This is a genomic window from Streptomyces sp. NPDC057900 (genome assembly GCF_042887885.1).
Taxonomy (GTDB): Bacteria; Actinomycetota; Actinomycetes; order Streptomycetales; family Streptomycetaceae; genus Streptomyces.
The window spans coordinates 16,183-41,895 of the sequence record NZ_JBHVOI010000004.1 but is presented as its reverse complement, the minus strand read 5'-3'; the positions used below and the strand labels follow the sequence as shown (position 1 = coordinate 41,895).

Sequence of the window (25,713 nt, the reverse complement as noted above, 5' to 3'; positions counted from 1 at the left end):
AGCGGCTGAGACTACGGGACCTCAGCGCATCGATCGGCCGCGCGGGGCGGCGATCAGCTTCTGGGCCAGCGCCTTGTTCACCGCGTCGATGCGCGAGACAGCTTCCAACTTGTCGAAGATGTTGCGCAGATGACGCTTGACGGTGCCTTCTGTGATGCCGAGCCGGGCCGCGATCTGCCGGTTGCTCATGGCCTCCGCGACGCACGTCAGCACCTCGCGCTCGCGCGGCGAGACCGGTCCGGCGTCCTGCTCCTGGGACTGGTACCCGCCCGATGTGTAGCCCGAGCGCGGCACCAGGATGGTGATCTGGTCGTCCTCCCGCGCCGCGTTGCGCACCGCGCTGAGCAGCGCCGCGCGCGACACGCTCTTGTGCAGATAGCCCCGGGCGCCCAGCTGGAGCAGTTCGTGCACGAGCGGCTGGTCGTCATACATCGTCAGGATGATGATGCGCAGGCTCGGGAAACGCTCCAGGAGCCCGCGTACGGCCGCCCTGGGGTGGTGGTCCGGCATCTCCACGTCGAGCAGCACCACGTGCGGCTGGTGGCGCTCCACCAGCTCGACGAGGCCCCGCCCGCTGCTCGCCTCCGCCACGACCTGGAGGTCGTCCTCCGCGTTGAGCAGTTCGGCCAGCGCGGTGCGCAGCAGGGTGTGGTCGTCGGCCGCGAGGATGCGGATCAGTTCAGGTCGCGCGTTCAACGGAATCACCTGGGAGGTCCATCAGGGGGATCGTGATCGTGACCCGGGTGCCGACGGCATCGGGAGCGCTGGTGAACAGGATGGTCCCGCCCAGGAGTTCGACCCGTTCGGTGGCGGAGGCGATGCCGTTGGCCTTGCCCGCGACAGCGACCGCCGAGACGTCGAACCCCCGGCCGTCGTCCTCGATCAGGGCCTGCAGTTTGTACGGGGCGATGTCGATCGCCGCGAGCACGTGCTCGGCCTCCGCGTGGGCCAGTGAGTTGCGCAGGCACTCCCGCACTACGAGGAACACCTCGTCGAGGACGTCCTGCGGGGCCCACTCCTCGCTGCCGTTGACCTGGATGCGCACCTTGGAGGGGGTGATCTCCATCGACTCCAGGAACGCGGTGAACGCGGACTCCAGGGTGCCCTCGCGGTCGGCCCGGCGCAGCTGGGTGACCAGGTCGCGGATGATCCCGAGCGACTCGGTGAGGGTGTCCTTGACGGAGCCGATGCGGGCGGCGACCTCGTCGGGTCTGGACTCCCAGGTCAGTTCGTGCAGTTCGATCCGGCGCAGGGCCAGGCTGACGTGGTTGCCCAGGTGGTCGTGGATCTCGCGGGCCAGCTGCCGCTGGGTGGCGGCGTTGACCTCGCGCACGGTGTTCAGCAGGTAGGTGTCGTGCCCCAGCGCGCCGGCCTCCAGCCGCCTGCCGATCCCCCGTTGCAGGGTGCGCACCCCGGCCTGGAACCCGTCGAACGCGGAGGGCGAGTTCACCATGGCCTTGCCGAGCGCGTCGAAGACGATGTCGAAGAGGAGCAGCCCGGCCCGGATGGAGTGCACGGCGTCGATGCCCTGGGTGGCGCGCTGCACCCCCAGCCCCGCGACCTGCTGGATCAGCGTGTCCCGCACGTCGGCCCGGCCGTGCTGCAGGCTGTCCGCGCAGTCCCGGATGATCCGCTCGGCCTGCAGCGCGCACGTATGCCACGCGCCGTCAGTCGCGACCAAGGGGCTTTTGATCTCTTCGAGCCGGCTCCGGTAGTCGGACAGTAATTCCGGAGTCCGAGCCAGAAGTTGTTCGGCTGTGTCGGATTCAATAAAACCTGAATGCATCATTAAAGAGCCCCCACCCTCACCAGAAACCGACCCTCGGATCATCATCGTACGGTTACGGCATGTCAACACGGCTCCTCCCGTCCCACATCCCGGACTCAGTCTTCCGGCGGCCATGAGAATGCGCTTACTTCGGCCCCGGGCATCGCAGTGGCGACGGATCCGACGTATCCATCGGGGCAGTCCACAGCGTGTACGTACCACTCGACCGGATCGCCGGAACGGCGCGCGCGACGCAGCCCGTCCGTTCCCGGCTCACCGACGGAGACCGGGGTCCGGAGTCCGGTTCCGGCGGCTTTGCCCACAGCTTCAATCGCCGTCCACATTCGGAATCCGTTTATCCGGTCTTTTTTTCCCACCTCCGGCACCCGCCGCCAGTCGAACACCGGGCGGACCCGCTCGACGTCCACCCCGACCGGACCCGGCGGCCCCGTCACACCCACCAGGGCGGCCGCCCCGGAGTGCGACAGGCTGAACCCGAGGTCCGGCCAGGGCCCGTCCACGAGCACCGGCCGGCCGCGGCCGCAGTCGCCGCACACCTCCGGCTCCGGGCAGCGCCGGGTGAAGCGCGGCAGCTCCGGAGGGACGCCGAGATATCCGGCGAGCACGGCGCGCAGGGCGAGATGCGCGCGGCGGTAGCGCCACTGCGCCACGGGGTGCCGGATCCGCGCCGCACGGGCGCGTTCGGCCAGGTCGAGGACCGTGTCCGCGCCATCGGGCGGGACCCGGTCCAGGGAGACGGACCAGACATGGATCTCGTCCGGCGCGAGGAGCGCGCGAGCCGGACTCAGGGACAGGGGCGTAGGGGTATGCATGTCGGCTTCCCGGGGTCGGAAATGGACCAGGGCTGCCAACGGCCCGTTACGGGAAGCGGGGTGCCGGAAAGGACGGCGCCCGCCTGCTCACCAGCGAAGCGCTGGGGCGGGGCGGGCGGGGGGTCCACTTCGGCGGTGGTCCGGCGTACCAGAAGGGCGCAGCCGCCTCCCGGACGGGGAGAACGGCCGGGACGAACGGGACACCGGGCGCGGGGTGCGGGACCTGGGATTATTCGGAATCCGACCAACCGGTCTTGCGTGCCTCTTTAGTGGTAGCCATGGCTCATTTGCGGAACAGTCAGGGCGGACCGCTAATGCCTAGGCTCCTGGACATGCCTACGGCGACGATACGGCCACTGCCTGTGACTGCACCCAGCGGCCCGAAGCACGGAATTCCTCGAAATCCTCGGACTCCTCGAATTACTCGAACCAGTCGGATCGCTCGGACTTCCCGGATTCTTCGGCTCTGCTTCGAGGAATCGCGCCCCGCCGTCCTGGCGGCATTTCAGCTCCGCTATTTCGCCGGAACAGCCCTGGCGATCGCATCGGTCCCGGAGATCAGCGGCCGCTCCGTACTCCAGGCGGTATTCGGTTCCGCGGCATGGTTCGGCGCCATCTTCTACACGTACCTCTACAACGGGTGCATGGACTACCGGGAGGACCGGGTCAACGGCTCGGCCCGGCCGATAGCGAGCGGCCGGCTGTCCCGCGGTACCGCGCTGAACGTGGCACGCTGCTCCGCCGCCGCCGCACTGCTGTCCGCCGCGGCCGCCGGCCTCGGCACGCTGGTGCTCTGCGCGGCCATGCTGCTCCTCGGGCACGCCTACTCCTCGCCGCGCACCGCCTGGAAGAACCGGACTCCGTCCGTGATGGCCGTGGTGTTCGTGTCCGGGCTGCTCACCTACGCCGCCGGTCCGCTCACCCTCGGCGTCCAGCCCCAGTCCCCGGCCCTGCTCCTGACGGCCCTCGCCATGTCCCTGTGGATGGCGCTGGTCGGGGCGGTGGCAAAGGACTTCTCCGACATCGCGGGCGACGCCGCGGCGGGCCGCCGGACATGGGCGGTCGCGCTGGGCGAACGCCGCACCCGCGTCCTGGTCGCGCTGGGCGCCTGCGCCGTCGGCGGCGGCTTCACCGCCGGAGCGCTGCGCTGGGCCCCGGAACAGCTGCCGACCGCGTGCGTGGTCCTGGTGGGCGGGCTCGCGCTGTCCGCCGTGACGCTCGCGGGCCGCGCCACCGACAGCCGCCACCAACGGCGGCGCCCGTACCGCTACTTCATGGTCACGCAGCACGCCGCGCATCTGGCGCTGCTCACCCAGGCCCTCGTCTGACCGGCACGGTCTCCGCCGGTCAGAGGCTCTTCGCGGCCGCCCCTGCCATTCGGCTCAACGCCCGTACCCACCCTGGAAACACAAAGGAACACCGCCCCCGTTCCAAAGGCACATTCACCCACCACTCAAGTGCAACGTACCTGCTGTACGGGGTGGTTGAGGTGATTTCATCACCGGAGAAAGCAACGGATCGCAAAAATGCGGTCCGGACCGCGGACTCCGGGAATGAAAGTGTCGCTGACGCCGGTGGAGAAATACTCGCGTAACGGCGGAGCGGAACGCGCTCCTCACCGTGTGTCAGCACCACGCCCCGGCCGCAGGAAGGAGACGGAAGACGATGACGAGCACCCGACTGGCACTCACATTCCCCGGCCAGGGAGCCCAGCGTCCCGGTATGGGCCTGCCCTGGACCCACACCCCCGGCTGGTCAGTGGTGGCGGAGGTCTCCGAGGCCGCGGGCCGGGACATCGAGACCCTGCTGCTGGACGCCGACACGGCGACGCTGCGGCGCACCGACAACGCCCAGCTGACCACCTTCACCCTGGCGCTGGTCGCCATGACGGAACTGCGCCGCCAGCACCCGCTGGCCACCTTCCCCGGTGCCTGCGCCGGACACAGCCTGGGCGAGTACTCCGCGCTCGTCGCCGCCGGAATCCTGGATCCGCAGGACGCGGTGCGCCTGATCATGGCGCGCGGCGACGCGATGCGGGCGGCCTGCGAACGTACCGAGGGCGCGATGGCCGCGGTCCTCGGCCTGGACACCGACCGGGTCCAGGAGCTCGTCGACGAGATCCACGCGACGGGCGGGCAGGTGTGGCTGGCCAACCTCAACTCCCCGCAGCAGACGGTCGTCGCGGGCCGGACCGCCGACGTGGAGCGCTGCTCGCGGGCGGCGCAGCGGGCCGGGGCGGTCAAGGTGGTGGCGCTGACGGTCGACGGCGCCTTCCACACCCCGCTGATGGCCGGGGCGGTCGAGCCCTTCACGGCGGCCCTGGCCACGGCCCGCTTCATGCCCGGCCACTCCGCGGTCGTCGCCAACGTGGACGCCCGCGCCTACCGGGGCGGGCCGCACTGGGCGGAGCTGCTGCGCCGCCAGCTCACGGCACCGGTCCGCTGGTCGGACACGCTCCACACGCTCACCGCCGAGCTGGCCTGCGACCGCCTCATGGAGATCGGTCCCGGCCGGACCCTGACGGGTCTGGCCAAGGCCACCGTCCCCCGGGTACCGCGCGACACGTTCTCGGACCCGACGAAGTCCCTGGCCGCCGCCCCGGCCGTCTGAGAACGACGGAGTGACAACGCGAAGGGCCGCCGGAAACCGCCGGCGGCCCTTCGCGTCGTCGTCGGGTCAGCCGCCGAGCAGCCCCCGCACCCGGTCCGCCCCGACCGCGAGCAGCAGCGTGGGCAGGCGCGGCCCGGTGTCCCGGCTGACCAGCAGCCGGTACAGCAGCGCGAAGAACGACCGCTGCGCGGTCTTCAGCTCGGGCGTCGGCTTGGCGTCGGGCTCAAGCCCGGCCAGCGTCTTCGGCACGCCGTAGACGAGCGTGGTCAGCCCGTCCAGCGACCAGTGCGAGTCCAGCCCGTCCAGCAGCAGCCGCAGCGAGGCGCGGCCCTCGTCGTCGAGCGAGCCGAGCAGCTCCTTGTCCGGCTGGTCCCGGACGATGGTGCGGGCCTCGGCCGGGACCTGGGTGGTGATCCAGTTCTCGGCCCGGTCCAGCCGGGGCCTGGCCTCGTCCAGCGAGGTCAGCGGGGACGAGGGGTCCAGCTCGCTGAGGATGCGCAGCGTCTGGTCCTCGGCCCCTGCGGTGATGTCCGCGACCGAGGCGAGGGTGCGGTATGGCAGCGGGTGCGGGGTGCGCGGCAGCTCACCGGCGGCCGTCCCGATCGCGCGGGCGTGCGCCGCGGCGTCGGCCGGCAGCACGGAGCCGTCGGCGACCTTGCGCTCCAGCGAGTCCCACTCGTCGTAGAGCCGCTGGATCTCCTGGTCGAAGGCGATCTTGAAGGACTGGTTGGGCCTGCGGCGCGCGTACAGCCAGCGCAGCAGCGGCGCCTCCATGATCTTCAGCGCGTCGGCCGGGGTCGGCACCCCGCCCTTGGAGGAGGACATCTTCGCCATGCCGGAGATCCCGACGAACGCGTACATCGGACCGATCGGCTGTACGCCGTCGAAGATCTCGCGGACGATCTGGCCGCCGACGACGAACGAGGAACCGGGCGAGGAGTGGTCGACGCCGCTCGGCTCGAAGATCACGCCCTCGAACGCCCAGCGCATCGGCCAGTCGACCTTCCAGACCAGCTTGCCCCGGTTGAACTCCTTCAGCCGGACCGTCTCCGCGAAGCCGCAGGCCGAGCAGGTGTAGTTCAGCTCGGTGCTCTCGTCGTCGTACGACGTGACCGTGGTCAGGTCCTTCTCGCAGTTGCCGCAGTAGGGCTTGTACGGGAAGTAGCCGGCCGAACCGCCGCTGCCGTCGTCCTCGCTCGCGGCACCGGAGCCCGCCTCTGCCTCCAGCTCGGCCTCGTCGGCCTTCTTCTGCTGCGGCTTCTTGCCCTTGGCGCCCGCCGCCCCGTCCTTCTTGGTGCGGTAGCGGTCCAGGACGGCGTCGATGTCGGCGCGGTGCCGCATCGCGTGCAGGATCTGCTCGCGGTACGTCCCCGCCAGGTACTGCTCCGTCTGGCTGATTCCGTCGTACTCGACGCCCAGCTCGTCCAGCGACGCCAGCATGGCGGCCTTGAAGTGCTCGGCCCAGTTCGGATACGCGGACCCGGCCGGGGCGGGCACCGAGGTCAGCGGCTTGCCGATGTGCTCGGCCCACGACTCGTCGATCCCCGGGACGCCGTTCGGCACCTTGCGGTACCGGTCGTAGTCGTCCCAGGAGATCAGGTGCCGGACGGTGTACCCGCGGCGGCGGATCTCGTCGGCGACCAGGTGCGGGGTCATGACCTCGCGGAGGTTGCCCAGGTGGATCGGGCCCGACGGGGAGAGGCCGGAGGCGACGACGACCGGTTTGCCAGGCGCACGACGCTCCGATTCGGCGATGACCTCGTCCGCGAAGCGGGAGACCCAGTCGGTCTCGGTGCTGCTCTGACTCTGAGCCACGGTCGGCACGTCCTTCTCTCTTGTAGGACTCATAGGGGCAGGGGCCATTCTCCCAGGTACCACCCACAGCGCGAAAACGGCTTTACACACCGTGGGATACTTGGGTCCATCCCTTGTTACTCCTACGGAAACGGCAGCCATCCCATGGCCTCGGTCCATTCCCTCGCTTCCACGCTCCAGCAGCAGCTGGCGGACGCCCTGACGGCAGCCCTGCCGGATGCCGGTACCGCGGACCCGCTGCTGCGCCGAAGCGACCGGGCCGACTTCCAGGCCAACGGCATCCTGGCCCTCGCCAAGAAGCTCAAGGGCAACCCGCGCGAGCTGGCCGCCCAGGTCACGGCCGCCCTCCCGGCGAGCGAGCTGATCAAGGACATCGAGGTCTCCGGACCCGGCTTCCTGAACGTCACGCTCTCCGACAGGGCGATCACCGAGACGCTCGCCGCCCGTGCGGCGGACAGCGAGGACCGGCTCGGCGTCCCGTACAACAGCGCCGCGGGCACCACCGTCATCGACTACGCCCAGCCGAACGTGGCCAAGGAGATGCACGTCGGTCACCTGCGGTCCGCCGTGATCGGTGACGCGATGGTCAAGATCCTGGAGTTCACCGGCGAGTCCGTCGTCCGGCGTCACCACATCGGTGACTGGGGCACCCAGTTCGGCATGCTCATCCAGTACCTGATCGAGCACCCGCACGAGCTGGACCACAAGGACGACGAAGCGGGCCAGGCCGACGGCGAGGCCGCCATGTCGTCCCTGAACCGGCTGTACAAGGCCTCCCGGGCGCTCTTCGACTCCGACGAGGAGTTCAAGGCCCGCTCGCGGGACCGGGTGGTCGCGCTCCAGGCCGGTGAGCCGGAGACGCTCGCCATGTGGCAGCGGTTCGTCGACGAGTCGAAGATCTACTTCTACTCGGTCTTCGACAAGCTCGACATGGAGATCGCCGACCCCGACATCGTCGGCGAGTCCGGCTACAACGACATGCTGGAGGAGACCTGCCGGATCCTGGAGGAGACGGGCGTCGCCGTCCGCTCCGAGGGTGCGCTCTGCGTCTTCTTCGACGACGTCAAGGGCCCGGACGGCAACCCGACCCCGCTGATCGTCAAGAAGACGAACGGCGGCTACGGCTACGCGGCGACCGACCTCTCCGCGATCCGCGACCGGGTGACGAACCTCAAGGCGGACGCCCTGCTGTACGTGGTGGACGTGCGGCAGTCCCTGCACTTCAAGATGGTCTTCGAGACGGCCCGCAGGGCGGGCTGGCTGAACGAGGACGTGAAGGCGCACCAGCTCGCCTTCGGCACGGTGCTCGGCAAGGACGGCAAGCCGTTCAAGACCCGTGAGGGTGTCACGGTCAAGCTGGAGGACCTCCTCGACGAGGCGGTCGAGCGGGCGACGGCCGTGGTCCGGGAGAAGGCCGAGAAGATCGGCCTGTCCGAGGAGGAGATCGTCGAGAACGGCCGGTACGTCGGCATCGGCGCCGTGAAGTACGCCGACCTGTCGACCTCCGCCGTGCGGGACTACAAGTTCGACCTGGACCAGATGGTGGCGCTGCACGGCGACACGTCGGTCTACCTCCAGTACGCGTACGCGCGTATCCGGTCGATCCTGCGCAACGCCGGTGAGGCGAAGCCGGTCGCGCATCCGGAGCTGGAGCTGGCCCCGGCCGAGCGCGCGCTCGGCCTGCACCTGGACCAGTTCGGCGAGGTGCTGTCCGAGGTGGCGGCGGGCTACGAGCCGCACAAGCTGGCCGCGTACCTCTACCAGCTGGCCTCGCTCTACACGACGTTCTACGACCAGTGCCACGTCCTGAGCAAGGACAACCCGGCCGAGGTCGTCGAGAACCGGCTGTTCCTCTGCGACATCACCGCCCGCACGCTCCACCGGGGCATGGCGCTGCTCGGCATCAGGACCCCCGAGCGGCTCTGAGCACCACACGTTCCCGGCGTACGGGGCCGCTGACACCTCCTGACCCGGAGTGCTGTCAGCGGCCCTTCGCGTGCGTCCGTGCCGGGCACGGTCCCGGCACGGCGCCGCCTCAGGAGGGCGAGACCCCCACCTTCGTCACGTCGGCGCCGATGTCGCACCAGGTGGTGGAGGTACCGCCGGACACCGCGCGGTTGCCGAAGTGCCGGTACGTGCCGTATCCGGCCTTGTAGCAGTCGATGAACTCGGTGAACGCCCCGCCCGTACAGCTGACGGAGGCGCCGTGGTGTCCCCCGCTCCCGGTCAGGAGCTTGGGGGTGCTGCAGGAGAGCCCGGCCGGGGCCGCGGCGGCGGCCGGGGCCAGGCCCAGCAGCCCCCCGCCGGCCAGCACGAGGGATGCGGCGACAGCTGCGACGCGGTGGTGACTACGCACGTTCGACTCCTCTGAGGATCGGGCAGAAGCGATCGGTCCGATCCAGCCTGATCGACTTCCGGACCGGCCCACCAGATCACTCGGACCAACTGGCCGAAACCGTCATACCGCCCCGGACGGGGACATCGTCACGATCGCGCGCTGAAGCCCCTGACACACAGAAGGAGTGACGGGCGGTCAGCCGAAAATCGATTACGGACAGTCATTCGAGGACGGCGCACTCGCGGCACGGAGTCACCACTGCCGTACCACCGGGCGCGTAGCCGTACTACTCGGGCCGGCCGAGCGCCCACCCGGACACGTCGGACAGCCGCCCGCGCCACAGCGGCAGCCGCAGCGGAGCCGTACCGCCGAAGACGAGCGTGGCGTCACGCAGATGGATCCACCGGGGCAGCTGCCGGCTGTCCTCGCCGCCGCGGAGCTCCTGGATGCCCTGGTCCACCGTCTCGGGGAACGCCGCGATGAGGTTGGCGCCCTCACCCTCGACCTGCCGCAGACTCCTGGACCACTCGGCCTTCCAGGCCTCGTGCCCGATCACGTCACCGTGCAGCACCCCGGCCGGGATGGTCAGCGTGAGCGGCAGACCGGAGCGTGTCTCCCGGTCGAGGAGCTGGATCAGCAGCTGGAGCTGGAGATCGGGCACCGCCTCGGTGATCACCGCGGTCGAGTCCGGTGCGAGATCGACGGACTCGTTCATGGGTTTTTCCCTTCGCAGCACTGTCTGGTCCCGCTCATCTGCCCCGGGAAGACCGCCGCACGCCTCGGAACAAACGGCCACCCGTACGGCCCAATCCCGTATATCCGGCACCGTCCCGGGTACACGCAGCGAGGACCGGCCACCGCGCCACGTTCCTCAGGGGTGAATCCACATGACCGACCAAGGTATCGCGCCCACGTTCTCCGCAGAGGAAGTCCGCTCGGAACCCGCGCCTCCGCCACTGCGCGCCTCGGAGGCCCGCGCGGCCGCCGCCGCCTTTGTCGCACGGCTGAGCCCGGCGCCGTCCGCCCGTGCCGTCCAGAACCTGGTGCTGCTCGTCTCGGAGCTGGTGACGAACGCGATCCGGTACGCCGGAGGCGTCACCGCCCTCTCGTTCGGGGCCGACCACGGCGCCCTGCACGTCCGGGTCGTCGACCCCAGCCCCGCGCATCCGCAGTGCCGCGTCCCGGACCTGACCGGCCAGGCAGGCGGTTTCGGCTGGCCGATGGTCCTCCGGCTGGCCAGCAGCGTCACCGTCCACCGGCACGGAACCCAGGGGAAGACCATCCTGGCGACGCTGGCCCGCTGAGCTGTCCCGCTGACCGGCTCGGCGAGCGGCTCTACAGGAAGCGGCGGAACGGCACGACCGACGCCTCCCGGATCCGCTGCACGACCGACCGCCGCTTCCACCGGCCGCCCTTGATCAGGACACTGGACTCCAGATCCTGATCGAAGTGGCCGTCGAGGGTCGCGGTGAACGCGCTGTCCATCACCGCGAGCATCACTTCCTCGTCGTGGTCCAACGAGCGCCGGTTGAAGTTGGTCGAGCCGATCAGCGACGCGACGCGGTCGACGGTGATGGCCTTGGTGTGGATCATCGTCGGCTGGTACTGGAAGATCTTCACTCCGCAGGCGGTGAGGTCCTCGTAGTGGAGCTGTCCGGCCAGCTGGCAGACCCGCTTGTCGGTGTGCGGCCCCGGCAGCAGGATCTCCACCTCCACCCCGCGCCGCGCGGCGGCACAGAGCAGCTCCACGAAGTACGCGTCGGGCGCGAAGTAGGCCGTGGTGAGCCGCACCCGCTCCTCGGCGGATTCCAGTACGACGCGGATCAGCGTCTGCATGTCCTGCCAGCCGAAGCTGGCCGAACCGCGCACGACCTGGACGACCGACTCCCCGCGCGACCGCGTCCGCATGAACCGGTCGCGCTCGTCGAACAGCTCCTCGTGGCACTCGGCCCAGTTCTGCGCGAACGCCGCCGCCAGCCCGTCCACGGCCGGTCCGCGCACCTGTACGTGGGTGTCGCGCCACTCGTTCTCGTTACGGGCGTCCCCGCACCACTCCTCCGCGATGCCGACGCCCCCGGTGAACGCGGTCTCCTCGTCGACCACGAGGACCTTGCGGTGGCACCGGTGGTTCTGCTTCAGCGGCGAGAGGTAGAGCGGCTTGCGGAACCACGCCACCTGGACACCCGCCGCCTCCATCGCCGCGAGCTGGTCCTTCTCGATCAGCCGGCTGCCGAACCCGTCCAGCAGCAGCCGGACCCTGACCCCGGCGCGGGCCCGGTCCGCCAGCGTCCGGGCGAACTCCCCGGCTATGTCGCCGCGCCAGTAGACGAAGGTCATCATGTCCACGGTGTGTTCGGCGCTCCGGATGCTCTCCAGCATCGCGGCGAAGATCGCGTCCCCGTTGCGGAGCGGGACCAGCTCGTTCCCCTCGGTCGCGGCGATCCCGATGAGCCGTTCCAACCGCCGCCGCAGCCTGAGCGCACGTCCGGTGAGGAGATCGGTCTCCTGCTCCTCGGGACCGACGCGCTCCGGTCTGCTGTCCACGGTGCTGGTCATACGTCGCCTCCGGCGGTCGTCACTGGGTTCCGTGCTGCCGCTCCCCGCGGAAGCAACCCCGCTCACCTTCCCGTGACCGTGTCGTTCAAGCGTTCGTACCCATGTGACGGGTCAGACAGCACCCAGGAGCCCGAGCACCTTCCGGACCGCCTCCACCACCGGCTCCCCGACCGTCGACACGGTGGCCGCGATCCCGGCAACCGCCAGCAGCGCGCGGTGCCGCTCCTCCGGCGCCTGCGCCGTGTCGGCCCCACCGGTGAGGGCGGGCAGATTGTCGTCGAGCGCGCGGGCGCTGACGGGCGGCAGCTGCGCCCGCAGCTCACCGACCAGCCGCAGCAGCTCCCGTACCGCCTCCTGCAACTCGGGAGAACCGGAATCGGCGGCGGGCGCGGCGAAGTTGTTGTTCTGGATGCCCGTGTTGCCCGAGCCGCCGTACATGTTGACGTTGTCGCCGCTCATGATGAATTCGCTATCCCCACGTTCCCGGTTCCGCCGTACATGTTGACGTTGTCCCCGAAGTGATAGATCTGGGGACTGACGCTGACGCCCTCCACCCGCACGGTGAACTCGGCCTCCGGATGGTCGATCGCGTACGCGATCCGGCCCACGAGCTCGATCAGATGCGCCGGGTCATGGCTGGTCACCATCGCCGTGGACGGCCCCGACGTCTCGACGGCCAGCACAAAGTAGGAGGGCGCGGAGAGCACCTTCGTCAGTTCGAGCAGGTAGTAGATCAGCGCGCCGACCGTACCGAGCCAGACGATGGTGATGAACGGGCCCCCGCTGCTCTCGTCCCGCCCGATGGACGCCACCGTGTCCACGAGCAGGATGAGCACGGTCATACCGACCGCCAGCGCGAGCGTCAGCGCCACGCGCTTGCAGAAGAGCGCGATGGCCTCCTTGCGGCGCGGGCGCAGCACGAAGGTGAACACCCGGGCGATGTTCTCCAGCGGGTACGCGGCCGGCCCGACCCACAGCAGCCGCTTGCTGACCCGGAGATCCACCGCGTGCGCGAGCGGCGGCGGAGGCGCGCCCATGGGGCGCGGCGGTACGGCCGGTGGCTCCATGGCTCCCCCTTGAATGATCCGCTCGGCGCGAAGGACCATTAAGCGCCGCACCCTCGATCAACGCAAGCCAAAATCATTCAAATATGCTCCCGAGCAGAGCAGTTGGCGAAATCGCGCCGCCGCCACCGCCCCGGCTCACGGCTCACGCCTCCCTGCGGAACTGGCACCAGACCACCTTGCCGGGGCTGCGCTCCCCCACCCCCCACCCGTCGGAGTACGCCGCCACGATGAGCAGCCCCCGCCCCGACTCCCCGGCGGGCTCCCGTGCCACGGGCGTACCGTCCCCACTGTCGTGCACCTCCACCCGCAGCAGCCGCCCCGACTCCTGAAGCAGCAACCGCACCAGGTACCCACGCCCCGGCGGCACCCCGTGCACCAGGGAGTTGGTCGCCAGCTCGCTCACGCACAGCAGTACGTCGTCGGCCCGCGCCCCGTACCCCCAGTCATCGGCGGCGGCCCGCACGAACTCCCGCGCCGCCCGCACCGATCGGCGCTCGCGCCGGTAGAACCGCTCGCGCAGGAGCACGAGTTGCATCGTCTCGTTCATGAGACAAGAGTCACACTCTGTGACTAGGCTGTCGCCCTGCGCGCACCCGTACACCTTTCTTGTACGGGCCGATCATGCGTGAAGTACGGACGAGAGTGGGGAGTGGGGCCGCATGCACCCCAGGAATCGGCAGCGCAAGAACGCGTCGGCAATGAAGCTCGTAGGAGCGCTGGTAGCTCATTTCCGCAAAGCGGCAGGAATGACGCAACGCCAACTGGCCGACCGCTCCAACACCCAGCCGGAAACCATCGCCTCCATCGAACAGGGCCGCCGCGCCCTCCTCCCACCGCTGGCCTGCCTCCTGGACGACGTCCTGGAGACGAAGGGAGCGCTGAGCACGGCCCTGGAGTACATGCCGGAGGTCGACCTGATCCCGGCGTGGGCCGAGCAGTACATGGATCTGGAACGGACGGCGCTGGCGCTGTCGTGGTTCGAGAACCAGGTACTGCCCGGTCTGCTCCAGACGGAGAACTATGCGCGGGCGGTGTTCCGCACCGACGTACCAGCGCTGAGTGAGGAGGAGATCAACCAGCGCGTCGCCGCGAGGATGGAGCGCCGGGAGATCTTGCATCGCAGCGAGCCTCCGACCACATCCTTCATCATCTCGGAGGCCGTCCTGATCGACCGCCTCGGCGGCGACGACGTATACGCCGAGACGTTGCGCCACCTGCTCGCATGCGCCGACATCCCCGGAGTCGCGATCCAGGTGATGCCTCTGGGACGGCAGACACACGCAGGGCTGTCCGGTCCGTTCATCCTGCTCGAAACTCCTGAGCATCAACGCCTCGGATACACCGAGACGCAGCGCGGCAGCCAGCTCATCTCCTCGCCAGATGAAGTAAGCATCCTGGAACGCAAATATGCGATGCTGCGGACGCAGGCTCTCAACACCGAGGACACGAAGCGCCTGCTGCACCGGCTGCTAGGAGAATTATGAGCACCGCATACACGTGGTTCAAGTCCAGCTACAGCGGCAGCGAGGGCGGCGAATGCCTCGAAGTCGCCTACGACTGGAGGAAGTCCAGCTACAGCAGCGAACAGGGCGGAGCCTGCGTCGAGGTAGCCGCTCACCCCCTCGCCGTGCACGTCCGCGACTCCAAGAACCCCGAGGGCCCCGCGCTCACCGTCGCGCCGACCGCCTGGGCGGCGTTCACCGGGCACGTAGGTAACTGACGGGTTGACTGTCAGTGGGGGCGCCTAGGGTTTCGGCATGGCAACGCTCCCGAACCCTCTGCGCTCCCCGGCCGCTGCCGGGCTGGAACTCCCGCCCGGCAGACTCGTCGACGACACGGTCGACGGCACGTGGACCGAACCCCTGCTCTGGTACGGGGACGAGTCCGCGTCCCCCGGATCGTGGGCCGCGATACGTGCGGCGGGGCGGCCCGTCGGGCTGCTGCCGGTACTGATCGACGGCGGGATGCGCACCCAGTGGCCCGAGCGCTGGGACCTGGCCCCGGCGCGGACGACGTACGCCGGGGATCACGACGCCGAGGACGTACTGAGCGAGGCGTGGGAGGCGTACGCCGAGGACGAGTTGAACGACGCACCGGCCGACTGGCCGGGCCTGGCTCCCGTGCCGGCCGAGGCGGGCCCCGACACCCCGGACGGACTGGCGGCCGAGATCGCGGACCAGCTGACCGGGATGGGCTTCTCACCGGCCGGAATGCGGGCGGGGCTGGTGCCCGCACGGCGCAGCGCGGACATACCGGCGGCGATCGGCTGGTCGGGACCGCTCAACCACGAGAACGACGTGGCCCGGCTCTGCGCGGTGCTGCGCTCCTGGGAGGACCGCTTCGGGGCCAGGGTCGTGGTGCTCGGCTTCGACACGATGGTCGTCTCCGTGAGCCGCCCGCCGACCACCCCCGCAGAGGCCGAGGCACTGGCGGCCGAGCACTTCGCGTTCTGCCCGGACAACATCCAGCAGTCGACGCTCAACACTCTCCAGGCCTACGCGGAGAAGGCGCTCCTCAAACAGGAGACGTGGGCGTTCTGGTGGGACTGAACCCTCGATGATCGCGTAGAAGACCCGCGAGGTGCTGAGGGCCGTACGTCGCCAGTGCCCACAGAGCGCTGTTCTCCCGTGCTCCTGTCCAGGCGCCTTCACCGGTCGGAGCGCGGAAGAGGTCAATGTCTATGCCGTACGCGTCAAAGGGGTCGGAGCATAGGTAGCGAGCGCCACCGGTTCCGCAGAGGTACGTGTCAGCACCGACCGCCCTGGCCAGGTCTGCGAGCCTCTGTGAGCGGCCGGCGCGTGCGGGGTGAGCGCTGCTGTGGACGACGGAGCCGCGCCAGCCGAGCAGTTCGAGCAGCAGTCGGGTGGAGGCTTCCGCGATCACCGCCGTGCGGTCGGAGACCGCCATGAGTTCCAGGACGGGTGTGATCACGGAAGAGAGCGTGGGCCAGTACTGGCTCCGGCCGTAGTACTGCCGCAGCAGCAGGTCCACTCTTTTGCGACTGAGCCCTGGGTCCACGATCAGGGCTTCATTGATACGGCTCTGCCGTCCGTGCGGCAGGTGGGTCGCGAGAGTGAGCCACTGCCGCTGTGCCGGTTCCTCCAGTGTCGCGAGACGGGCTCGGTGCTGGAAGTCCCGCCGGGCGAACTGCACGTCGTCGAGCACGACCCAGCAGTCTGCCGAGTACAGCTTCGCCAACGTGGAGAGTCGGGGGAAGAGATTGGGCTGATGGATGGCGCAGCGCGTTGCCTCCGGCGTCGCGGAGCACTCGGGGTCAGTCGCGGAGGAGCCAGGCGTCGTAGCCGCGCTTTGACAGTCGCTCGAAGGCGTCGTGGACACGCTCCGGCACCTCCTGCTCGATGGCGAAGCCCCGTTGCGGGTACTCCATGACGCGTTGCGTGTCGCCCACCATCATGGCGACGAACGCTGCTTCGTCCTCCTGATACTTGGCGTACTCGTCGAAGGACACCGTCTCGGATACGCAGACGACCTCCACCTCCGGCCACTGCCTGCGACACGTGGCGTACGCCCGGCGCTGCATGTAGGGCATACAGACCAGCAACACCGAGTCCACGTGCTTCCCGGCCTCCTCCAGTACAGTGCGGGCAAAGGTGATGTTCTGCCCGGTGTTGGTCGCGCGCGGTTCCAGGAGGATCGCCTCATCCGGCACGCCGAGGGCTAGAGCCTCTTCTCGGAAATGGACGGCTTCGCCCCGGGGGAAGCGCCCCAACGTGGCCTCGGTCACGGCCCCTGTGAAGACCACCGTCGGAAAGAGGCGCGCACGGTAGAGCGTGGCCACCGCGGTGACGACCCCGATGTCGCAGCCGCCCAGGGCGACAGCGGCGGAGACAGGACGGGCGCGCTGATTCAATGTGTTGAAGTCCCATAGCGTGCGAGCGTCGTCCCGGTCCGCGTCGTTGATCGGGGCCATGCGTACTCCTCGGTGTCGCGGATGGTTTCGATGCTGCGCAACTGGTGCTTGAGCCCATACTTCCCAGCCATGTTGGCGGCCCCAACCAGGATCGCCCGCCCCTCGTCGGCGGTGGCGGGGTCGGAGAGCAGAATGTGCGCCCGCGCGGTGTCAATCTGAACGTGTTCCAAAGGTGAGTTGGGGCGGCCGACCGAGCGCGCTGTGTCCATGAAACACAGAGCACGGGTGAGGTCGCCGACGCCCCGGTGAGCCAGGGCCAGCTTCTGCTGCGATACTGCCCACTCCTCGGGTTCCGCGAGATCGTGAAAGTCTTCTGCGGCCGAACGCATGAGGGCGATCGCCGGCTCGGCATGTCCCTGCTTGGCCAGTGCCGTACCGATCCAGAGCCGGGCCCGCGCACGATCGCGAGCACTCAGCCGCTCGTCGCTGGTGAGGTCCTCATACCGGGAGGCCGCGGCCGACAGCCGTCCTGACATCTCCGCGACCACGGCGAGTGTCAACTGAATCTGAGCCGCCCGGCGCGGAATACCGAGTTCCATGAACATGCCGTGTGCGTCCCGGTACAGGGATGTCGCGGTGAGCAGATCCTGCATGCTGCCTTCCAGGCGCCGCCTGTCCCCGGCCAGCGTCAGGGACCGGGCGTAGAGATACCGCCCCTTCTCGTCGAGCTCTCGGGGAGTACACCGCAGCCACCGGCCCAGGAGGGATCCGGCGAAGCTGAAGTCCTGGCGGCTCAGGCAGACTGCGGCTCGTTCCAGGTCGTCGGCCCAAGTCTCGTACTCCCAAGCTTGAGGGCCGCTAGCGGTGACCCGCCGGACGGAACTGGCACCAGGTCTTCCAGCCTCGGAGAGGTTGGTCTCGAAGCGAAGGTGCACGGCGCCCTCCGCGCGCGCCAGCGCGGTGTCCAGGATGGCCTGGGTGTCTTGCCTCGGCGCGGTGGAGGAGAGGAGCTTCTCCCACTTCGAGACCGTCCGGGTGCCTACGCCGAGATGAGCCGCGAAGGTCCGGACACTCATCCGGAGGGCAAGCCGCAGTGCTCTGGCTTCCAAGCCGGTCCAGTGGTGCACGGTCGCCACGGGCCCCTCCTCTCCTGCTCTCATGCAAGCACGCCGACCGACGGCAGGGGACGAAAGTGCCACGAAAGTGCGACAGGCGGCCCTTGGAACAGGACGCTGCTCACGACAGGCTCGACGGACCAGCCACCGCTCACGAGACGGCCTGCGATGGAACCCATATCCGAGAACGAGAAAGGAGAACTGCCATGGAGTCCTTCGAGCGCGCCAGACTGGACGCTTACTTCACGAAGATCGCCGCTCATTTCCTGCCCCGGGAACGCACCACCGCCTTCCTGATCACCCACCTCCTGGCCGAACGCCCCAGCTTCGTCCGCGCGGTGGCGTCCCTCAGTGATGTGCGTGCCGTACTGCCCAAGCCCAAGTCGATCGACGCGGCAGCGCGGCGTGACGTCGAGCGGTCCGTCACCGTCGACGCCCTCTCGCGCGATCTCTTCAACGACCCGGACTCCGCGCTCGACTACATCGAATCCCGTGCTGGGGGTGAGCGCACGGTTCTGCTGGATGTCGGCGGTTACTTCGCACCCGTTCTCGCCCATCTCCACGAGCGGTTCTCCGGGGAGATCACCGGTGTCGTCGAGGACACCGAGAACGGACACCGCCGGTATGCCGCGCTGGACAAACTCCCCTGCCCGGTCGTCTCGGTAGCTCGCTCACCGCTGAAGGACCCCGAGGACTACCTCGTCGGTCAGTCGGTCGTCTTTTCCACCGAGGCGGTGATGCGCGGCCGGGGCGACATCCTCCACGGCCGGCCCTCGCTGGTCATCGGGTTCGGCAAGCTGGGCAGTTCCATCGCGCGGCTGCTCCAGGCGAAGGGCGTGCACGTGACCGTCTTCGACATCGATCCCGTACGACGCACACAGGCGCTCTCTCAGGGCTTCGCCGTCGCGCGGGACCGCGAGGCCGCCCTGACCGGAGCCGGCCTCGTCCTCTGCGCGACCGGTGCGGTCTCATTGCGCGGGGAGGACTTCGGACACCTTCGCAACGGGGCGTACGTAGCCACCGTGACGAGCAGCGAAGACGAACTGGAACTTGACTCCCTGCCGGAGGTATACACCCGGACAGCCGTCGGCGACCACGTCACCCGCTACCGGACCACCGGCCATTACTTCTATCTGGCGAACGGCGGGAACGCCGTCAACTTCCTGCACGGCGCCAGCGTTGGACCGTTCATCTTCCTCGTTCAGGCGGAGATCCTCGCAGCGATCAGACTGCTCACCGACCAGCACCTCGCTCCTGGACTCCACGAGATCCCCGCATACGACCGCGCCGCGATCGCGACGACCTGGCTCTCCTACTTCAACAGGTGACAGACATGCCCATCAGCAAGGACCACATCCGCACGACCCTGAACGGCTACCTCGGCGTCCACCCCGAGGACAAGCCCGGTCTGGCCCCGGTGCTCGCCCTCCTGAACACGGACGCGGACCTCACCTCCCGTAAGGAATTCCGCGCCCATGCCACTGCGGGCGCGGCCCTCGTCGGCCCCGACGCCCGTGTCCTCCACATCCACCACTTGGCGCTCGACAAGTGGCTCCTGCCCGGCGGTCATCTGGAGCCGGAGGACACCACCCTTCAGGCGGCCGCCCTCCGGGAGCTGTGCGAGGAGACCGGTATCTCCTCGATGTCGGTGACCCCTGCGGGCTCCGCCCCGATCGACATCGACGTACACCCCATCCCGGCAAACGGCGCCAAAGGAGAGCCCGACCACCAGCACGTCGACTTCCGCTTCCTCTTCCGCACGGAGAACGCTGACATCAGCACGCTCCAAACCGAGGAAGTCACGGCTGCGGCGTGGCTGGGAGTGGACACCATCACGTCGCGGAAACTGAGCCGCCGGCTGATGAACGCCCTGCGCTGAATCGCGCGCCAAACCCTCCAGGCCTACGCGGAGAAGGCGCTGCTCAAACAGGAGACGTGGGCGTTCTGGTGGGACTGACGTTGCGACGCCGTCGGACGAGTACGACGATCAGGGCCACCTGGAGCACGACGAGGAGGACGGCGCCGGGGTACACGGCGGGCTCGGCGCCGATCATGCTGGAGAACAGGCTGGTGTCCCACAGCCCGTGGACGAGCATCGGCAGCAGGATCACGCCGCCCACGCGCAGGCACAGGTAGAAGAAGTAGCCCGAGGTGCAGACGACCAGGGCCTGGAGGATCGCCTGGGCGCCCTGGCCGATGGCGTTGCTGACGTGGGCCAGGCCGAAGATCACGGATGACCAGAGGGCGACCTTGCCCTCGCTGAGTCCGGCGCGTTTGAACACGTGGACGCCGACGCCCCGGAACATCAGCTCCTCACCCACACCGACGAACAGCCCGAGCAGCAGGAGGCATACGACCAGGGAGCCGCTCTGGTCCCCGAGGTGGCCGTAGTTCATGGCGACAAGGGAGGCGAGGAGCATGGAGACCGGGACCCAGCGCACCCAGCGCCGTACGGGTACGCGGTAGCGCAGCACCACGCCCCACCAGCCGAGCCAGGTCACCAGTGCGGCCACGAAGACGATCGAGGCACCGATCGGGATCAGCGCGTTGCGGACGAGCGACTCGGTGGTCGGGAACCGGCTGTCGGAGGACGAGGTGTCCACGCCGATCAGCTGTCCGAGTCCCTGGATGATCCCGAGGTAGACGAGCACCGCCACCAGGAACCACGGCCACGCGAACCTGCGCCCGGCCGTCTGCTTCTCCGCCTCGGCTGCGTCCACCGGCCCACGCCCACTCTCACTGTCAGCGGCCTTCGCACTGCCGCACCCGCCGCGCGTCGTGCCACTTACAGGGTGGCCCGTTCGCGGTCTTCCCATGTCACTTCACTCGCAGACGACTCCGAGGAAGCCCGGGTCGCTGCCGTCGAGCTGGACGCACGTGTCGCGGTACAGGCCCAGGAGTTCCGCCATCGGCACCGCGCGACGGCTGGTCGCCGACAGGTCCCCACGGGCCTCGGCCGACCACAGCGGCGGGACGAACGAGAGCCCCTGCCTGCCGTTCAGCGCGGAGACCTCTGCGCTCCAGCCGTCCCACCGCAGCCCCTGGCAGAACTTCCGGAGCCCTCCGGACAGGATCCAGGACAGCCACGCCGAGTGCCCGGCGCCGAGGGCCTCCCAGCGGAGCGTATCGGGGGCGAAGTAGAGCATCTCGCCAGGCCGGGCAGCCCGGCGCCGCGCGGGCTTCCGAGGATCCTCAGCCGGCCACCGTCCACGAGCAGGCCGCCACAGTTCAGTACGATGCCGCCCAGGTTCGACCGGGCGGACACCCCCAGCTGGAGCAGGGCGGCCTGGCCCTTCCCGACGTCACCGGGCAGCACCTCGACCGGTACCTCGGCGCCGGACAGCTCCTTGAGGAGCAGCGGCCAGGCCGGATCGTCGACGTCGATCAGTTCATGGTCCTCGCGCATCCCCGCATCGTCGCACCAGCGCCCACCGGACCGGACCGCCGGGGGCACCCGCACCGCGTCAGGAGGCGGCGGCCTCCCACTTGGAGCTCTGCCTGTTGTAGAGGTACTCCGGCCGCCCCGCGATGCTGCTCGTACGGAACGGCTGGCCGCCGTCGTCGATGCGCAGGGTGCCCGTCTGGCCGCCGCTGCTCCACTCCAGCTCCAGGTACCAGGTGACGTCGTGGCCCTCCACGTGCGCGTCCAGGTCGAAGACCTCCACGTCGTTGGAGGAGACGCGGAACGGGAAGTCCTTCGCCGGGACCTTCTTGCCGGCCTGCAGCCCCGGCACGGGGGTGAGCGCGGGGCGGCTGTTGTCCAGGCCGATGTCGAAGGACTGGGGCTCGATCCCGCTCCCGCAGCCCTCGCCCATCGAGAACGCGGACCGCTTCAGGGGCGCGCTGCGGTTCAGCACCCGTACGTTCAGGTCCTTCAGGACGACCGCCTGCTCCGAGGTGCCCTGCACGGTGAGTTCGAGCCGCATCCGGCCGCCGTCCACCCCGCCCAGCGCACGGGCCCAGCCACGGGTGTCCTGCGGTACGGGCGGCGGCGGCACGTTGGCGGCGGGTTCGTCCAGCAGGTAGTACTGCCCGCAGGGCTCCTCCCAGTTGTACGAGCTGATGGTGACGGTCGGCGGCCGGCCGGTGGCGGTCTTCGGCTCGCTCCCCGCCTCGGGCGAGGAGACGGCCTTCGATGGATCCGTGGACGGGCTCGCGGACCCGGTGGTCGCGGAAGGGCTCGGCTTCCGCGACGGGCTGGACGACGGCGAGGCGCTCTCCGAGGCGCCGGACACGGCGTCCGCCTTCTTGCCGTCCCCGTGGCCCGTCGCGCCCGGGGCCGCGTTCACGGCGGGGTCCTCGCTCGATCCGGCGAGCTGGTTGGCGACGACGGCGGTGGGGACGGTGAGCGCGACAACGGCGGCCGCCGCCAGCAGCACCCGCGTACGGGCGGACGCGCGCCGCCACCGGTTGCCCGAGGCGGCGGGCTCGACCAGATGCTCACGTTCCACCTCCGAGACCGGCGGAACGGGCGCGGGCTCAGGTGCGGGTACGGGCGCGGGCTCAGGTGACTGAACCGCATCGGGCTCGGGCCCGGGCTCGGGCTCGACAGCCGGAACCGCCGGAACCGCCGGAGCCGCCGGAGCCGCCGGAGCCGGAACCGCGGCCACCGGAGCCGCCGAAGCCGCCCCGCTCTCCTGCTTTCCGCGCCGCCGGGCCGCCTCCGCGACGATCCACCGCCGGTGCAGCTCCACGAGTTCGTCCGACGTGGCCCCGCACAGCCGGGCCAGCCGCTCCACAGAGCCGTACTCGTTGGGGACGGCGTCCCCGTTGCAGTACCGGTGGAGCGTGGACGTGCTGACGTGCAGTTTCGCGGCGAGCACCCCGTAACTACGTCCCGAACGGTCCTTCAGTTCCTTGAGCAGGGCCGCGAAATCCTCGGCCTCCGGCGTCGCCACTGCAGCGTTCCCCCTCCTGGTCCGTCCCGGAACACCGTTCCAGGGACGTGGAATCTGCCCAGGTCACAGTACGCGCAGGCGTTCCAGCATCCCCAATGGATCGGCAGGTGTTGCGGCCGGAATCCGCCGCCCCGCAATCTGAGACCACACCGCAGCGAACACGGGGGACGAGCAAATGCGAACCCTCTTCCGCATCGAGCTCATCGATGTTCTGGCCATCGGGGTGGTGATCGTGGCAGGCACGGTCGTCATGATCCTCATCCACCGCCAATGACCTACCGCCACTGATACACCAGCACTGATCACCAGCGCTGATCCGATTCCGCTGATCCAGCACCTTTACTTCACGGGGAGCACCACCATGCGCAGCAACCGCATCCGCACCACTGTCATCGCCGCCACCGCCCTCCTGGCCGCTCTCTCGCTCACCGCATGCGGTGGCGACAACGACGGCACGAGCGACAACGGCAAGGCGGCAGCGTCCGTCCCGGCATCGAACAGCAGCGCGAAGCAGTCCCAGTCCCCGGACGCCGCACCGCAGAAGGACGGCACCGACGCCGACGCCGCCGCCGAAGGCACGACGGGCGGCACGTCCAACGGCACCTCCAACGGCACGTCGAACCCCGACGCGGACGCCGCCAAGGCCGGGAAGACCGACAAGGGCTCCACCGGCTCCACGGGCCAGGCGGGCAGCAGCTCCAAGGTCACGTCGGACGCATGCACCGGCGGCAACACCAAGACCCGCGTCAGCAAGGTGACCCGCCCCATCAACCACCTGCTGCTCACCGTGACCAACACGGGCAGCACCGCCTGCAACGCCTACTACGCGCCCAAGCTCCGCTTCGACGACGCACAGGCCGTCTTCCCGATCCTTGAGGACAGCAAGCCGCAGGCCGTCGTGACGCTCAACCCGGGCGAGTCCGCCTACGCCTCCATCGGCCTGACCGGCGAGCCCGGCGCCGGCCCGGCCCCGCGCAAGGCCACCCACCTCCAGGTCAACTTCGCCGGCCGCAGCAACGTGGGCTCCACCGGCAGCCCGGCCCAGCTGAACCTTCCGGCCGACACGGTCTGGGACGACAACGGCTTCGTCACCTACTGGCAGGCCGAGATGTCCGACGCCCTCACCTACTGAGCCCGCTGAACCCGCAAAGCGCCGTCACCGAGCCCCCGCACTCCCGGCCCGGCCGTCCACGTCGACGGCCGGGCCGGGAGTGCGGGGCCGTCCACGGGGAAGCCACAACCAATGGACCGGACACAGAGCCTCATCGACCAGTTCCGCGCACAGCCCCCCGAGAGCGACCGGAGACGCGAACTCGTCGCGGGCATAGGCGGCATACTCGCGGACCGGCCCGACCACCCGGCGGCCCTGACGTTCCTCGCCTCGGTGACCGAGGACACCGAGGAGTACGAGCTCGCCAGGATCGAGGCCGCGACCGCCCTGCGGCTGTGGCCGCCCACGGACAACACCCACCGGCAGCGGGCCGCCCGCGCCCTGCTCGCCGTGATGCGCGGACCCGACGAGGACCTGGTGCGGCAGTACGCGGCCATGGCGCTCGGCCCCTACGCGGACGACCCGGCGGTCCACGACGCGATGGCCGCCGCCGTCCTCACCGACGAGGACCAGCTCGTCCGGGACAACGCCCTGGCCGCCCTCAGCCACGCGGGCCCGAGCGAGGACCGGGCCGAGGTGCTGCACCGGCTGGCCGGCGACCGGACGCTGGGCCGGGAGGCCGCCCGCATCCTCACGGCCTGGGGCGGCGAACCGGCGCTCTGAGCACCCGTATCCGCGCCCTCAGGCTCCGACGCGTCCCAGCTTCTGCGCGACCTCCGTCGCCCAGTACGTCAGGATCATCTGCGCGCCCGCGCGCCGGATCCCGGTCAGGCTCTCCAGGATCGCCGCGTCCCGGTCGATCCATCCGCGCGCGGCGGCGGCCTCGATCATCGAGTACTCGCCACTGATCTGGTACGCGGCGACGGGCACGTCCACCGACTCGGCGACCTTGGCCAGGATGTCGAGGTACGGTCCGGCCGGCTTGACCATGACCATGTCCGCGCCCTCGGCCAGGTCGAGCGCCAGCTCGCGCATCGACTCACGGGCGTTGGCCGGGTCCTGCTGGTACGTCTTGCGGTCGCCCCGGAGCGAGGAGCCGACGGCCTCGCGGAACGGGCCGTAGAACGCGGAGGAGTACTTCGCCGTGTACGCGAGGATCGACACGTCCTCGTGGCCGGTCTGGTCCAGCGCGTCGCGGATCACGCCGACCTGGCCGTCCATCATGCCGCTGGGGCCCACCACATGGGCGCCCGCGTCGGCCTGGACCTGGGCCATCTCGGCGTACCGCTCCAGCGTCGCGTCGTTGTCGACCCGGCCGTCCTCGGTCAGCACCCCGCAGTGGCCGTGGTCGGTGGTCTCGTCCAGGCAGAGGTCGGACATGACGACGAGATCGTCACCGACCTCCTCGCGGACCGCGCGCAGACCGAGCTGGAGGATGCCGTCGGGATCGGTGCCCGCCGTGCCCCGGGCGTCCTTCTTCTCGTCCAGCGGCACACCGAACAGCATGATCCCGGAGACGCCCGCCGAGACCGCGTCGACCGCGGCCTTCCGCAGGGTGTCCAGGGTGTGCTGCCGCACGCCGGGCATGGCCGAGATGTCGACAGGGGCGTCGATGCCCTCGCGCACGAAGGCGGGCAGGATCAGGTTCGCCGGGTCGAGCCGTGTCTCGGCGACCATCCGCCGCATCACGGGGGTCGTCCGCAGCCGCCGGGGGCGGGAGCCGGGGAAGTTTCCGTACACAGTCATCCTTCGAGATTAGACCCGTACACATCACGCTCTTACCGACACCGG

General features: G+C 69.6%; 28 protein-coding genes and 1 pseudogene. 11 read left to right on the top strand and 18 right to left on the bottom strand.

What is annotated here, in order from left to right; all coding sequences use genetic code 11:
- Window positions 1–21 precede the first annotated feature (21 nt).
- From ACFVQ0_RS17700 to ACFVQ0_RS17690, 3 genes are all read right to left on the bottom strand, one after another.
- Window positions 22–696, bottom strand: a complete 675-nt coding sequence (locus ACFVQ0_RS17700) for a response regulator (RefSeq protein ID WP_371632875.1) — start codon at window positions 694–696, stop codon at window positions 22–24.
- Complete coding sequence (locus tag ACFVQ0_RS17695) at window positions 680–1,681, bottom strand: sensor histidine kinase (protein ID WP_390088968.1); 1,002 nt, start codon at window positions 1,679–1,681, stop codon at window positions 680–682. The genes ACFVQ0_RS17700 and ACFVQ0_RS17695 overlap by 17 nt, the downstream gene beginning before the upstream one ends.
- Window positions 1,682–1,884: 203 nt before the next feature.
- Window positions 1,885–2,601 carry a 4'-phosphopantetheinyl transferase family protein gene (locus ACFVQ0_RS17690; protein WP_390088966.1) on the bottom strand — a complete coding sequence of 239 codons (717 nt, stop codon included), beginning with the start codon at window positions 2,599–2,601 and terminating at the stop codon, window positions 1,885–1,887.
- A 278-nt stretch (window positions 2,602–2,879) separates the two neighbouring features.
- Here ACFVQ0_RS17690 and ACFVQ0_RS17685 point away from each other — a divergent pair, with 278 nt between their 5' ends.
- The gene (locus tag ACFVQ0_RS17685; protein ID WP_390088964.1) at window positions 2,880–3,929 is read left to right on the top strand and encodes a UbiA family prenyltransferase; all 1,050 of its coding nucleotides are present in this window, start codon (window positions 2,880–2,882) and stop codon (window positions 3,927–3,929) included.
- 337 nt (window positions 3,930–4,266) lie between these two features.
- Window positions 4,267–5,211: an ACP S-malonyltransferase gene (locus tag ACFVQ0_RS17680; RefSeq protein WP_390088962.1), complete on the top strand. Its 945-nt coding sequence runs from the start codon at window positions 4,267–4,269 to the stop codon at window positions 5,209–5,211.
- A gap of 66 nt (window positions 5,212–5,277) precedes the next feature.
- Here ACFVQ0_RS17680 and lysS read toward each other — a convergent pair whose 3' ends face one another.
- Window positions 5,278–7,035, bottom strand: coding sequence for a lysine--tRNA ligase (lysS, locus tag ACFVQ0_RS17675; RefSeq protein ID WP_390089789.1), 1,758 nt, complete (start codon window positions 7,033–7,035; stop codon window positions 5,278–5,280).
- Between the two features lie 135 nt (window positions 7,036–7,170).
- Between lysS and argS the strand changes: the two genes are divergently transcribed.
- Window positions 7,171–8,952, top strand: a complete 1,782-nt coding sequence (argS, locus tag ACFVQ0_RS17670) for an arginine--tRNA ligase (RefSeq protein ID WP_390088960.1) — start codon at window positions 7,171–7,173, stop codon at window positions 8,950–8,952.
- A 109-nt stretch (window positions 8,953–9,061) separates the two neighbouring features.
- On the opposite strand, the gene ACFVQ0_RS17665 is transcribed toward argS, so the two are convergent.
- Both ACFVQ0_RS17665 and ACFVQ0_RS17660 read right to left on the bottom strand, forming a co-directional pair.
- Complete coding sequence (locus ACFVQ0_RS17665) at window positions 9,062–9,382, bottom strand: hypothetical protein (RefSeq protein WP_390088958.1); 321 nt, start codon at window positions 9,380–9,382, stop codon at window positions 9,062–9,064.
- A gap of 268 nt (window positions 9,383–9,650) precedes the next feature.
- Window positions 9,651–10,079 (bottom strand): hypothetical protein, encoded by a 429-nt coding sequence (locus ACFVQ0_RS17660; RefSeq protein ID WP_390088956.1) that lies wholly within the window; start codon window positions 10,077–10,079, stop codon window positions 9,651–9,653.
- Window positions 10,080–10,251: 172 nt separating this feature from the next.
- On the opposite strand from ACFVQ0_RS17660, the gene ACFVQ0_RS17655 reads away from it, so the two are divergent.
- Window positions 10,252–10,668: an ATP-binding protein gene (locus tag ACFVQ0_RS17655; RefSeq protein ID WP_390088954.1), complete on the top strand. Its 417-nt coding sequence runs from the start codon at window positions 10,252–10,254 to the stop codon at window positions 10,666–10,668.
- A 31-nt stretch (window positions 10,669–10,699) separates the two neighbouring features.
- On the opposite strand, the gene ACFVQ0_RS17650 is transcribed toward ACFVQ0_RS17655, so the two are convergent.
- The 4 genes from ACFVQ0_RS17650 to ACFVQ0_RS17635 all read right to left on the bottom strand — a co-directional run bounded on the left by ACFVQ0_RS17650 (window position 10,700) and on the right by ACFVQ0_RS17635 (window position 13,534).
- Complete coding sequence (locus tag ACFVQ0_RS17650; RefSeq protein WP_390088952.1) at window positions 10,700–11,920, bottom strand: phosphatidylserine/phosphatidylglycerophosphate/cardiolipin synthase family protein; 1,221 nt, start codon at window positions 11,918–11,920, stop codon at window positions 10,700–10,702.
- A 111-nt stretch (window positions 11,921–12,031) separates the two neighbouring features.
- On the bottom strand, window positions 12,032–12,379 hold the full coding sequence (locus tag ACFVQ0_RS17645; RefSeq protein ID WP_390088951.1) for a DUF5955 family protein: 348 nt from the start codon (window positions 12,377–12,379) through the stop codon (window positions 12,032–12,034).
- Window positions 12,376–12,987: a DUF6232 family protein gene (locus ACFVQ0_RS17640; protein WP_390088949.1), complete on the bottom strand. Its 612-nt coding sequence runs from the start codon at window positions 12,985–12,987 to the stop codon at window positions 12,376–12,378. Before ACFVQ0_RS17640 ends, ACFVQ0_RS17645 begins: the two co-directional genes overlap by 4 nt.
- A gap of 142 nt (window positions 12,988–13,129) precedes the next feature.
- Window positions 13,130–13,534: an ATP-binding protein gene (locus ACFVQ0_RS17635; RefSeq protein ID WP_390088947.1), complete on the bottom strand. Its 405-nt coding sequence runs from the start codon at window positions 13,532–13,534 to the stop codon at window positions 13,130–13,132.
- Between the two features lie 112 nt (window positions 13,535–13,646).
- Here ACFVQ0_RS17635 and ACFVQ0_RS17630 point away from each other — a divergent pair, with 112 nt between their 5' ends.
- Genes ACFVQ0_RS17630 through ACFVQ0_RS17620 form a run of 3 tightly spaced genes read left to right on the top strand, consistent with a single transcriptional unit; the run spans window position 13,647 to window position 15,536 of the window.
- Complete coding sequence (locus ACFVQ0_RS17630; protein ID WP_390088946.1) at window positions 13,647–14,471, top strand: helix-turn-helix domain-containing protein; 825 nt, start codon at window positions 13,647–13,649, stop codon at window positions 14,469–14,471.
- Window positions 14,468–14,707 carry a DUF397 domain-containing protein gene (locus ACFVQ0_RS17625; protein ID WP_390088944.1) on the top strand — a complete coding sequence of 80 codons (240 nt, stop codon included), beginning with the start codon at window positions 14,468–14,470 and terminating at the stop codon, window positions 14,705–14,707. The genes ACFVQ0_RS17630 and ACFVQ0_RS17625 overlap by 4 nt, the downstream gene beginning before the upstream one ends.
- A 37-nt stretch (window positions 14,708–14,744) precedes the next feature.
- Window positions 14,745–15,536 carry a DUF4253 domain-containing protein gene (locus ACFVQ0_RS17620; protein WP_390088942.1) on the top strand — a complete coding sequence of 264 codons (792 nt, stop codon included), beginning with the start codon at window positions 14,745–14,747 and terminating at the stop codon, window positions 15,534–15,536.
- On the opposite strand, the gene ACFVQ0_RS17615 is transcribed toward ACFVQ0_RS17620, so the two are convergent.
- From ACFVQ0_RS17615 to ACFVQ0_RS17605, 3 genes are read right to left on the bottom strand one after another with little or no spacing between them, the layout of a single operon-like run.
- Entirely contained in the window at window positions 15,502–16,326 is an 825-nt protein-coding gene (locus tag ACFVQ0_RS17615; RefSeq protein WP_390088940.1) for a WbqC family protein, read from the bottom strand. The genes ACFVQ0_RS17620 and ACFVQ0_RS17615 overlap by 35 nt on opposite strands.
- Window positions 16,262–16,918, bottom strand: a complete 657-nt coding sequence (locus ACFVQ0_RS17610) for a YdcF family protein (protein WP_390088938.1) — start codon at window positions 16,916–16,918, stop codon at window positions 16,262–16,264. Before ACFVQ0_RS17610 ends, ACFVQ0_RS17615 begins: the two co-directional genes overlap by 65 nt.
- Complete coding sequence (locus ACFVQ0_RS17605) at window positions 16,855–17,994, bottom strand: helix-turn-helix domain-containing protein (protein WP_390088936.1); 1,140 nt, start codon at window positions 17,992–17,994, stop codon at window positions 16,855–16,857. Before ACFVQ0_RS17605 ends, ACFVQ0_RS17610 begins: the two co-directional genes overlap by 64 nt.
- A gap of 185 nt (window positions 17,995–18,179) precedes the next feature.
- Here ACFVQ0_RS17605 and ACFVQ0_RS17600 point away from each other — a divergent pair, with 185 nt between their 5' ends.
- Together ACFVQ0_RS17600 and ACFVQ0_RS17595 are read left to right on the top strand one after the other, a co-directional pair.
- Complete coding sequence (locus tag ACFVQ0_RS17600; protein ID WP_390088935.1) at window positions 18,180–19,301, top strand: adenosylhomocysteinase; 1,122 nt, start codon at window positions 18,180–18,182, stop codon at window positions 19,299–19,301.
- Window positions 19,302–19,306: 5 nt separating this feature from the next.
- Window positions 19,307–19,852: an NUDIX hydrolase gene (locus ACFVQ0_RS17595; RefSeq protein ID WP_390088933.1), complete on the top strand. Its 546-nt coding sequence runs from the start codon at window positions 19,307–19,309 to the stop codon at window positions 19,850–19,852.
- Between the two features lie 43 nt (window positions 19,853–19,895).
- Here ACFVQ0_RS17595 and ACFVQ0_RS17590 read toward each other — a convergent pair whose 3' ends face one another.
- From ACFVQ0_RS17590 to ACFVQ0_RS17575, 4 genes and pseudogenes are all read right to left on the bottom strand, one after another.
- Window positions 19,896–20,693: a CPBP family intramembrane glutamic endopeptidase gene (locus tag ACFVQ0_RS17590; protein WP_390088931.1), complete on the bottom strand. Its 798-nt coding sequence runs from the start codon at window positions 20,691–20,693 to the stop codon at window positions 19,896–19,898.
- 102 nt (window positions 20,694–20,795) lie between these two features.
- Window positions 20,796–21,119, bottom strand: a complete 324-nt coding sequence (locus tag ACFVQ0_RS17585; RefSeq protein WP_390088929.1) for a DUF2625 family protein — start codon at window positions 21,117–21,119, stop codon at window positions 20,796–20,798.
- An 80-nt stretch (window positions 21,120–21,199) separates the two neighbouring features.
- Window positions 21,200–21,379 (bottom strand): annotated as a pseudogene (locus tag ACFVQ0_RS17580) (DUF2625 family protein); the annotation flags it as partial.
- A 58-nt stretch (window positions 21,380–21,437) separates the two neighbouring features.
- Complete coding sequence (locus tag ACFVQ0_RS17575) at window positions 21,438–22,871, bottom strand: helix-turn-helix domain-containing protein (protein WP_390088927.1); 1,434 nt, start codon at window positions 22,869–22,871, stop codon at window positions 21,438–21,440.
- A gap of 361 nt (window positions 22,872–23,232) precedes the next feature.
- Here ACFVQ0_RS17575 and ACFVQ0_RS17570 point away from each other — a divergent pair, with 361 nt between their 5' ends.
- Window positions 23,233–24,003, top strand: coding sequence for a DUF4232 domain-containing protein (locus tag ACFVQ0_RS17570; RefSeq protein ID WP_390088925.1), 771 nt, complete (start codon window positions 23,233–23,235; stop codon window positions 24,001–24,003).
- A 111-nt stretch (window positions 24,004–24,114) separates the two neighbouring features.
- Window positions 24,115–24,645: a HEAT repeat domain-containing protein gene (locus ACFVQ0_RS17565; RefSeq protein WP_390088923.1), complete on the top strand. Its 531-nt coding sequence runs from the start codon at window positions 24,115–24,117 to the stop codon at window positions 24,643–24,645.
- Window positions 24,646–24,663: 18 nt separating this feature from the next.
- Here ACFVQ0_RS17565 and hemB read toward each other — a convergent pair whose 3' ends face one another.
- Entirely contained in the window at window positions 24,664–25,668 is a 1,005-nt protein-coding gene (gene hemB, locus ACFVQ0_RS17560; RefSeq protein ID WP_390088920.1) for a porphobilinogen synthase, read from the bottom strand.
- Window positions 25,669–25,713 lie beyond the last annotated feature (45 nt).